Source organism: Streptomyces sp. NBC_00344, assembly GCF_036088315.1.
Lineage (GTDB): Bacteria > Actinomycetota > Actinomycetes > Streptomycetales > Streptomycetaceae > Streptomyces.
The window spans coordinates 3,023,882-3,031,853 of the sequence record NZ_CP107996.1; the positions used below are offsets into that span (position 1 = coordinate 3,023,882).

Annotated in this window: 9 protein-coding genes; 4 read left to right on the plus strand and 5 right to left on the minus strand. The window is 69.7% G+C overall.

The window, feature by feature from the left end; genetic code table 11:
- Window positions 1–12 precede the first annotated feature (12 nt).
- A complete protein-coding gene (locus OHS16_RS13715) occupies window positions 13–720 on the plus strand; it encodes a thioesterase II family protein (RefSeq protein WP_328537474.1) in 708 nt (235 codons plus the stop codon).
- Window positions 721–729: 9 nt separating this feature from the next.
- On the opposite strand, the gene OHS16_RS13720 is transcribed toward OHS16_RS13715, so the two are convergent.
- The gene (locus OHS16_RS13720) at window positions 730–1,377 is read right to left on the minus strand and encodes a response regulator transcription factor (RefSeq protein WP_328537475.1); all 648 of its coding nucleotides are present in this window, start codon (window positions 1,375–1,377) and stop codon (window positions 730–732) included.
- On the minus strand, window positions 1,365–2,537 hold the full coding sequence (locus tag OHS16_RS13725) for a sensor histidine kinase (protein WP_328537476.1): 1,173 nt from the start codon (window positions 2,535–2,537) through the stop codon (window positions 1,365–1,367). Before OHS16_RS13725 ends, OHS16_RS13720 begins: the two co-directional genes overlap by 13 nt.
- Before the next feature lie 196 nt (window positions 2,538–2,733).
- On the opposite strand from OHS16_RS13725, the gene OHS16_RS13730 reads away from it, so the two are divergent.
- Entirely contained in the window at window positions 2,734–3,504 is a 771-nt protein-coding gene (locus OHS16_RS13730; RefSeq protein WP_328537477.1) for an FkbM family methyltransferase, read from the plus strand.
- 48 nt (window positions 3,505–3,552) lie between these two features.
- On the opposite strand, the gene OHS16_RS13735 is transcribed toward OHS16_RS13730, so the two are convergent.
- The 3 genes from OHS16_RS13735 to OHS16_RS13745 form a co-directional block, all read right to left on the minus strand.
- Window positions 3,553–5,433 (minus strand): AfsR/SARP family transcriptional regulator, encoded by a 1,881-nt coding sequence (locus tag OHS16_RS13735; protein WP_328537478.1) that lies wholly within the window; start codon window positions 5,431–5,433, stop codon window positions 3,553–3,555.
- A gap of 95 nt (window positions 5,434–5,528) precedes the next feature.
- Window positions 5,529–5,837, minus strand: a complete 309-nt coding sequence (locus OHS16_RS13740) for a hypothetical protein (RefSeq protein WP_328537479.1) — start codon at window positions 5,835–5,837, stop codon at window positions 5,529–5,531.
- Window positions 5,838–5,969: 132 nt separating this feature from the next.
- Window positions 5,970–6,758, minus strand: a complete 789-nt coding sequence (locus OHS16_RS13745) for a helix-turn-helix transcriptional regulator (protein ID WP_328537480.1) — start codon at window positions 6,756–6,758, stop codon at window positions 5,970–5,972.
- Between the two features lie 475 nt (window positions 6,759–7,233).
- On the opposite strand from OHS16_RS13745, the gene OHS16_RS13750 reads away from it, so the two are divergent.
- Window positions 7,234–7,410 (plus strand): hypothetical protein, encoded by a 177-nt coding sequence (locus OHS16_RS13750; protein WP_328537481.1) that lies wholly within the window; start codon window positions 7,234–7,236, stop codon window positions 7,408–7,410.
- Window positions 7,411–7,475: 65 nt separating this feature from the next.
- The gene (locus tag OHS16_RS13755; RefSeq protein WP_328537482.1) at window positions 7,476–7,691 is read left to right on the plus strand and encodes a hypothetical protein; all 216 of its coding nucleotides are present in this window, start codon (window positions 7,476–7,478) and stop codon (window positions 7,689–7,691) included.
- The last annotated feature ends 281 nt before the right edge of the window (window positions 7,692–7,972 follow it).

Genomic DNA, 7,972 nt, shown 5'->3' on the forward strand with positions numbered 1-7,972 from the left:
AGGCTGACCCCCATGGCCACACCCCTGCTCTGCCTGCCCTTCGCCGGAGCCGGCGCCAGTTTCTACGCTCCCTGGCAGGACCTCGGCGTCCCCGGCATCGACGTCCTGCCGCTGCTGCTGCCCGGCCGGGAGCGCCGCATCGTCGAGGACCCGTACACCGATGTCCACGAGGCCGCCGACGGGCTGGTACCCCAGGTGCTGGACCTGCTGCCGGACGGCGGCCCCGTCACGCTGTTCGGGCACTGCCTGGGCGCCCTCGTCGCCCATGAGCTGACCCGGCGGCTGCTCGAGACCGACGGGCTGCGGGTGGTGCGCCTCTTCGTCAGCGGCACCCCGATCGTGCCGCTGACCCCGCCGGAGCGGCAGGCCACCGGCATCGAGGACGACGAGGTGTTCCTGGAGCGGGTGAAGGAGTTCGCGGGTTACCAGCACGAGGCGTTCGCGGACTCCGAGATGCGGGAGTTGCTGATGCCGGCGCTGCGGGCCGACGTACGGATGCACGAGACGTACGAACCGCGGGAGCGGAAGCCGCTGCCGGTTCCGGTCACCGCGATCCGCGGGCGGAACGACACGCTGGTCTCTCTCGACTCCATCGGGAGCTGGGACGAGGTGGCCGGCCGCGGCTTCGAGACCGTGGAGCTGCCCGGCGAGCACATGTACCTCGCCGGGGCCCCGAAACCGCTGCTGCAGCTCATCGCCACACGGGTCGCCGGCGCATGAGGCCGGCGCTCACTGTGCGATTCCGAGGAAGCGGAGCACCGCCAGCACCCGGCGGTGGTCCGCGTCCGCGGTGGGCAGGTCGAGTTTCGCCAGAATGTTGTTGATGTGTTTGGCGACCGTGCTCTCGCTCACCACCAACTGCTCGGCGATGCCCAGGTTGGAGCGCCCACCGGCCATCAGCTCCAGCACCTCGCGCTCGCGCGCCGTCAGCCGGTCCAGGGGATCGCTGCGTCGGCGCAGCAGGAGCTGCGAGACGACCTGCGGGTCCAGGGCGGTGCCGCCCGCGGCGACCCGGCGCAGCGCCTCCACGAACTCCTCGACATCGGCGACACGTTGCTTGAGCAGATAGCCGACGCGGGCCGTGTCACTGGCGAGCAGATCGGCGGCGTACTGCTCCTCGACGTACTGGGAAAGGAGCAGCACCGCCGTCTCCGGCCACTGTTTGCGGATGACGAGAGCGGCCCGCACACCCTCGGAAGTGTAGGTAGGCGGCATCCGTACGTCCGTGACCGCGATGTCGGGGCGGTGTTCCTCGACCGCGGCGAGCAGACCCCGCTCGTCTCCCGCCTCGGCGACCACCTCGAAGCCGGCCATTTCCAGGACCTTGACGAGTCCGACCCGCAGCAGGACGGAGTCCTCTGCCACTACTGCGCGCACGGCAACTCCACGGTGACGGTGGTGGGCCCGCCGACGGGGCTGTCGATGGCCAGCGAGCCGTCCACGGACGCGACCCGCTTCACGAGCCCGGTCAGACCGGTCCCGCCGGACGGGTCGGCGCCCCCTACCCCGTCGTCGACAACGGTCACGGACATGGTCCCCCTCTTCCTTTCGACATGCACGACCACTTGGGAGGCCTGAGCGTGCTTGACGACATTGGTCAGCGTCTCGGAGACGACGTAGTAGGCGACCGCCTCCACGGTCGGCGACGGGCGCGGGTCCACCGCCACCGTCAGACGCACCGGAACAGGTACGCGCGCGGCGAGCCCGGTGAGAGCCGCGTCCAGGCCGCGGTCCTCCAGCACCGCCGGGTGCAGGCCGCGTACCAGGTCCTGCAGTTCGGTGATGGCCTCCTTCGCCTCCCGGTGCGCCTCGTCGATGACCTTCCGCACGTCCGGCGGCAGGTCCTTCAACGTGGCTCTGGCTACACCGAGGTTGACTGCGAGGGACACCAGGCGCTGCTGGGCGCCATCGTGCAAGTCGCGTTCGATACGGCGGCGTTCGAGGTCGGCGGCGTCGACGACGCCGGCACGGCTCTCGGAGAGGTTCTCGATGCGGCGCCGCATCTGTTCGGTGCGGCTCGGACCGAGCAACTGCGAGGCGGCGTAGCCGTCGGCACGGACAAGAGCGCCGGTCAGCCGGACCGCGGCGAGCAGGACCAGCAGCCCGCCCACCGATATGTACGCGGAGGTGTTCAGGTAGCCGCGGTGGTCGATGCGCCACTCGGCGGGCAGGGCCCAGATCCACAGCAGAACGGTGACGGCCGCGACGCCCAGCGCCCCCAGCACGAGTGTGCCCACCGCGCCGAGCGCCACCAGCGGTCCGGCGAAGAGGTGGTAGCCCAGCTGGCGCCGGACGACGGGCGATGCGAGCCGGTCACGCAGTCCGCGCGACGCGATCGCTTCGGTCGTCGCGGGCGGCACGACGATGTCGAGCATGGCCCGGAACCGGTGCCGCTGCACAGCGGTGAGCACCGGCACCGGCAGCACCGCGAGCGCGAGACAGAACGCCGCGCACTGCAGCGGAATGCCCGCGGTCAGGAAGGCGGTGCGCTGCCGGATCCCCCCAAGTCGGCGCCGTAGGCCGGCGGTAGGTCGCATGAGCCCACGATAGGTGATCATGGCGGGCCGGGCAGCGGCACTTTCGGTAGTTCCGCGGTGAAGCCAGTACCACCTCGCCACGGATACCAATGGTCATGACCTCGGGGCGTGTATGGACGAGTCTGAATGGCGTGGGGTCCTCCCCTGCCTAAGCAGTCGAGTGCGGAGGGAACGCATCGAGATGAAGAATCCGGCCATGATCGCAGGACTTAACCGCGATGAAACTTCACAGTTGTACCAAGAGATATTCATTCATCGCTCCTATCTGTCGGGCGGCATACGGCTGGACACCGCAGACCCCGTAATCTTCGACGTGGGCGCCAATATCGGAATGTTCTCCCTTTTTGCCGCCTCGATCTGCCCGGACACCACCGTGTATGCCTTCGAGCCGATGCCCCCGATTTTCGAGAAGCTCCGGCTGAATGTCGCCGGGCTCGGCGCGCACGTGAAACTCTTCGAGTACGGCTTGTCCGACACGGAACGTCGGCTTCCCTTCACCTTTTACCCGGGCTTCTCCACGATGTCCGTACAGCGCTCGTACGCCGACACCGCGGCCGACCGGGCCCTGGTGCGCCGGTCGATGGTGCAGGCAGGAGCAGCGACCGGCGACGGGCTCGACGCCTTCCTCGACGAGATGCTCGACTTCCGGCTTCGCGAAGTGACCCACGAGTGCGTAGTGCGGCGGATGTCCGACGTCATCGACGAACAAGGCGTCGAGCGCATCGACCTGCTGAAGATCGATGTACAGCGCGCCGAGGCGGATGTCCTGCGAGGTCTTGAGGAACGGCACTGGGAGTTGGTCCGGCAGATCGCGGTGGAGGTCCACGATGAGCCCGGTACCCGCACCGAGGGCCGGCTCGACACCATGGTCGGACGGCTGCGGCGGCGCGGGTTCCGGGTCGTCACGGAGCAGGCGCAGGAACTGGCCGGAACGGACCGGCACATGCTGTTCGCGGTACGCGGCTGAGAGCTTGTGTCACAGGCTCTGCGGGCGCGCGGCAAGAGCGGAGCGCGGTCAGGCCACGGCGTCGTCGAAGGCTTCCGCGCTCTCGTCGGGGAGCGCGGCGGCGAACAGCCTGACCAGCGGATGGAAGCGGTAGAGCGGTCGCCTCTTGCGGTCGAGGCCCGCGGTCTCCAGGAGGGCCGCGTCGACCAGGTCCTCCAAGAAGTCCTCCGCCCGCTGCACCGGCAGGCCCATGGCCCGGGCGCCCGCGCCCGCTCGGAACGGCCCGGACGTGACGGCCGAGAGCCGGGCCAGCCGACCGTGGTCGTGCGCGTCGATGCCCGGCAGGCAGGAGGCGAAGTCACGGGTCAGGTCCAGGTCGCCGTACCGGAGTTCGCGCAGCCGGGTCGACGACGGTGCGAGACGCTGCGCGAGCCGGGCCAGCGGCCAGTGCGGGCGGGCGGCCAGGCGGGCGCCCGCAATGCGCAGGGCCAGCGGGAGGCCCGCGCAGTGACCGGCGATCTCCTCGGCGGCGTCCGGGTCGGCGGCGACGCGGTCGGCGCCCACAAGTGCGGCGAGCAAGGACAGCGAGTCCGTGCGGGGCAGGGCGCCGATGTGCACCGTGCCGGTGGGCGGGACCGTGGCGAGCGGGCGGCGGGCGGTCAGGAGTACGGCCGCGTCGGGGCCCGCTGGGAGCAGGGGTTGGATCTGGCGGTCGCCGACGGCTCCATCGAGGACGACGAGGATGCGACGCGCCACGGTGCGGGTGCGGTAGCGGTGGATCAGGTCGTCGAGGGTTTCGCCCCCCTCGTCGAGCGGGGCGCCCTCGGGGTCGAGCGTGCGCAGGAGGCGTAGCAGAACCTGGCGCACGTCCGCGGGAGTGCCGTCGAGGCGGGTGAGGTCCGCGTAGAGCCGGCCGTCCGGGTACTGGGCGGCGAGCGACGTCGCGGCGCTCAGGGCCAGCGCCGTCTTTCCGCTGCCCGGCATGCCGGTGAGCAGCACACGGCGTGGGGTCCGGCCGGGGTCGGGGGCGCGCTGATCCGGGGGTGGCATGTTCTCCGTCAGCCTGCTTCGCAGTGCGGCCAACACCTCTTCGCGGCCGACCAGGTCGATGCCCGCGGAAGGCATCGTTGCCGGCGACGGAGCGAGCGGGAGCACCTGGGAGGGCTCGCTCTGCGGGGGCCGGGGAGGTACCGCCACGAGCCGCGCCTGAGCCGGATGTTCGAGGTCGCCCTCCAGTACCGCGTAGTAGGCGCGGGTGAGTTCGGGGCCGGGGTCCACTCCCAGCTCGTCCGCCAGGAGTCTGCGGCCCTGGTGGTAGGTGTTCAGGGCGTCGGACTGGCGACCCGAATGGGACAGGGCGGTCATGAACTGGGCGCGCAGCGACTCCCGGACCGGAAAGCGGGCCACCAGGCCGGCGAGTTCGGGCACCAGATCGTGGTGCCTGCCGATTGCCAGGTCGGCGTCGATGCGATGTTCCAGCGTGGCCGTCCAGGCCTCCTCCAGGCGGGGCAGCTCCGCCTCGGCCAGATGCTCGGTGACGTTGGCGAGGGCGGGCCCGCGCCACAGGTCCAGCGCGGACCGCAGCAGAGCGGCGGCCCGGTCGAAGCGCCGCTCCGCGTGGGCGCGGCGGCCCTCGGTGTCCAGTCGTTCGAACTCGACGGCGTCCACGCGCGCGTCGTTCGTGAGGATCAGATAACCGGGCGGCTGCCGCACCAGGTCGACCTCGGGCCCGAGGCGCTTGCGCAGCCGGGAGACGTATGTGTAGATCTGCGCGCTCATGGTGGCCGGCGGATTCCAGCCCCACAACAGGGTGCTGAGCCGCGCATCGGAAACCACTCGGCCCCGGGCCAGCAGCAGTGCCGCCAGAACGGTCTGGGCCTTCATTCCCGACAGCGCGATTCGGTCACCGTTCCTCGATGCCTCTATCGGTCCGAGGATCCTGAACTCCATCGACGTCCTCACCTGTTCCCCCGTGTTGCCCGTACGCCGGGCACCGGACGTGATGCGTCCGGCGTTGACATTCTGTGCGGGGCGGAAGGCGTCGGTCAGTATCCCTCGACGTCAGGTGGCTGCAGTGGCAGTATTCTGCCTTCGCCGAGCAGCAGCCGCCTGGCAAGGGAGCCAGGGAGGGTGCCGCCGCAGTGGGCGAGGGTCCAGCCGGACGTGGCGGGGCTGTCGCCCAGACATGCCAGGGTGAGCCGGCTGGCCACCGACTCGGAGGCCAGCAGCGTGGGTTGAGCCACGAAGAGCACCAGGTCGCCCCCGTCGGCATGGACGCTGACGTACACGTGTTGGAGCAGGTCGTCCGTGGAGGCTCTCGCCAGGACGTGGCGGTGCAGGGCGACGGCGTCCACGGAGTGTGTCCGTGTACTGCGAGGACCCGGCTCGATGCGGGCATGGACCATGAACATGGTGCAGTGTCCGGGGTGGACCTATAGAACTTCTCTTACTTGGTGTCGTCACTCGCTCACACACCGTGCGGCGGGTCAGCAGCTCCCGGGCGTGACCGCATCCAACCAACCCCGCTCGGCAGCCAGTGCACCGGCCTGGAAGCGGGAGCGGGCGCCGAGTCGTTTCAGCAGCTCCGCGGTGATGCGGCGGACGGTGCGCACGGAGACGGCGAGCTTGTTGGCGACGGTCTCGTCGGTATCTCCCTCCGCCAGCAGAATGAGGAGTGCGCGCTCCCGCTCGGACAGGCCCTCCTCGTCGCGCCGCGGCTCCCGGTCGAACGGGGTGGAGCGACGCCACGTCTGCTCGAACAGGCTCTGCAGCGCGGCGACCACGCCGGGGCTCTCGAGCACGATCGCCCCGGCGTCGGCGGCCTCGGGGTCGGTGGGCAGCACCGCGTACTGGCGGTCGTAGATGACCATGCGCAGCGGCAGGTGAGGGGTGGTGCGGGCCTGGCCGCCCTCGGAGACGAGCCAGTGTGCGTAGTCCACGGTCGGCGGGTCGTTGCGCGCGGAGTCCAGGTAGAGGTTCCGCACGCGTACGCCCCGGGCGAGCACGTCCTCGTCGAGCGGGCGCGCCGCCTCCAGACTCTCGCCGGTCTGGGCTCCACCGGTCGCGAAGACCGCGACCTCCGTGGTGCAGGCGTGGGCGAGCTGCTCGATGTGCTGCTGGATGCTGTCGAGGTCGTGCAACCGCAGCAGTTGCGGTTCACCGATCGCCGTACCGAGTCCGCCCACCTGGTCGAGGAGAACGAGCACGGCGCGCTTGCTGTCGTCGACGCGGCGCTGATGATCCTGCAGGTCGAGCTGCTGCCGAAGGAGAAGCATATTCAGGCCAAACTCCGGGTGAATGGTCCGGAACTCGCCCGGAACCACGGCGGACGGCCGGACCAGCGCGAGGCGGGCTAACTCGTCCATGGCAGAAGTTGTTCGATGCTGTGACCATCCCAAAAGCTCGTTCAAACCGTCGAGTCCGAGCCCTGGATGCTGAAGCATGGCCCGATACAGGGCCTCCACCTCTGGCATGAGGCCGAGCTGATCCAATGCCACGACTACTCCCCCCTCGGCGCCCCCGTGCGCCGCATGGTGCAGGTAATCATTCATGAGCCAATAGCGATCAAGCAAGATCTTTTGTAATCACGTCGTTATCTGTCCACGTAACGGGTGCGTACGTTGGCAACATCCTGCGGTTGCAGTGTCTTGACAGCAGGAATGGTCCCGAACCAGCCAGGAGCTGGGCAAGCTTGAGAGGCCGGAACAACCGGCAGAACGATGTATCGATGTCATACCGCTGGAGATTTGCATGCAAAGGTCAGCGCGCTCCATCAGGGCTCTGGTGGTCTGCTTGCTCTCTATGACCAGTGCTCTCGGCATCAGCGCCGCGGCACACGCGACCCCCGAGCCGAACGGGGGCGGGTCGCACACCCTCCGTGCCTCCGCATTCGAAGAGACACACGTGGACAACACCTGGGGCCCCTGACCAATCGACCCCTCACACGGAAGGGGCTCCCCCCACCTGGCGGTTTCGAGGAGCCGTCGCACTACGTGGCCGCGTCATCAGGCCGCGAGCAGTCCACGCAGGCGCTCGGCCGGGGTTCTCCGGTCGAGCGTTTTGCGCGGGCGGCCGTTGATCCCTGCGGGGATCACGGGGGTGGCGTAGCGCGGCTCGTACTGCTGGGCCTGGGGGCGGGCTTCCGGGCGCGGCCGGTCCGCAGGACGCGGGCCGACCGGGCGGCCCGCAGGGCGCTGCCACTGCGCTGATCGGCGGCAGCGCCTTCCGGTTTGCGTATGCGGGGCGCCTGTTGCGCCATTTTCTGGCCGGTCCGTTCGTCGGTCCCGACGATCCGGCACGCTTCCCCGTTGCTCAGGCCCTGCCGCATGAGCTCGGGAGTATGCCTCCCGCTCCCTCGTGCGCTTCTTGGAGCCCCTGAGGCTTCGCCGGTCCTCACGGATCTCGAAGTCGATGCGCCGAACTGTGGTGGTGCAACGACTCCTGGAAGCCCAGCCTCGGTGGGGAGCTCCGTTCCGCGCGCGCGGGCCGG

Coding starts and splice junctions, on each gene's coding strand:
- OHS16_RS13715 (WP_328537474.1), top strand. CDS start 13: ATGGCCACACCCCTGCTCTGCCTGCCCTTCGCCGGAGCCGGCGCCAGT.
- OHS16_RS13725 (WP_328537476.1), bottom strand. CDS start 2,537: ATGCGACCTACCGCCGGCCTACGGCGCCGACTTGGGGGGATCCGGCAG.
- OHS16_RS13730 (WP_328537477.1), top strand. CDS start 2,734: ATGATCGCAGGACTTAACCGCGATGAAACTTCACAGTTGTACCAAGAG.
- OHS16_RS13735 (WP_328537478.1), bottom strand. CDS start 5,433: ATGGAGTTCAGGATCCTCGGACCGATAGAGGCATCGAGGAACGGTGAC.
- OHS16_RS13745 (WP_328537480.1), bottom strand. CDS start 6,758: ATGCTTCTCCTTCGGCAGCAGCTCGACCTGCAGGATCATCAGCGCCGC.
- OHS16_RS13750 (WP_328537481.1), top strand. CDS start 7,234: ATGCAAAGGTCAGCGCGCTCCATCAGGGCTCTGGTGGTCTGCTTGCTC.